This is a genomic window from Streptomyces sp. NTD91, assembly GCF_059510455.1.
In genome coordinates this window covers 1-883 of record NZ_JCAJZW010000141.1, presented here as the reverse complement: position 1 = coordinate 883, position 883 = coordinate 1, and the positions used below count along the sequence as shown (strand labels likewise).

Annotated in this window: 1 protein-coding gene; it reads right to left on the bottom strand. The window is 69.5% G+C overall.

All coding sequences use genetic code 11. The features are described from left to right. Positions 1-804 (bottom strand): IS4 family transposase (locus AC5WRT_RS38940; RefSeq protein WP_496101102.1); only part of this gene is annotated, 804 nt, incomplete at its 3' end. Between the last annotated feature and the right edge of the window lie 79 nt (positions 805-883).

Genomic DNA, 883 nt, shown 5'->3' with positions numbered 1-883 from the left:
GGTCAGGTAGGAGCCGTCCGGCAGCGGGCGGCGCATGGTGGGGCGCCGCTTGCGGGTCGAGCGCATCAGGAAGGATGCGCCGGTGCCGGTCACCGCGTGGAGGAAGTCGAATGCGTCGTAGTAGGCGTCGGCCAGCAGCACCATCGAGGCATCCAGCTGGCCCAGCAGCCGGCGCGCATAGCCGAGCTCACCGGTCGTGTCCGGGCCGAAGGCCGCGCCGATCAGGGCGCGGGTGCCGCACTCGACGAGCGCCACCAGGCGCAGGAGGGGATGTCCGAACTCCAGGACCGGTCCGCCGTGCTTGGGGAAGTGCCAGGTCACCGTCTCCTCGTCGGGGATGCTGAGGGTGGTGCCGTCCACCGCGACCACCCGCAAGCCTCCGTAGAAGGATCCGGTCTGGGCCCGGGTGGCCACCGGACCGGCGAGGATCTCGAACAGCCGGTGCAGCGGGGCACTGCCCAGCCGGCGGCGGGCCCGCGAGAGGGAGGAGGCACATGGCCGTGCCACCGCGACCCCGCACAGCCCTGTCCCGAGCTTGTTCCACACCGCCCGGTAGGACGAGCGCTCAAAGAAGACGAGGGCGAGCACGAAGTACACCACCACCCGCGCCGGCAGCAGCCGCACGCGTCGCTCGCGTGTGCCCGTCTCTTCGAGGACCGCGTCGACCAGCTGAGGGTCTATGACCTGAGTCAACTCTCCCAAGTGCCCAGGAGCGTAGACATCGTGGGCTGACGCGACGGGTGGCGGGGTGGCAGAATGCCGCGGCAACGGGACCTCCGGTACAACGATCTCTGGGCTCGACACCACAGGGATCTACCAGGGGTCCCGTCCTCCCCTTCAGAGACTTGACAAAGCGCCGGACCGCGTAATGCAACGGTGTTGC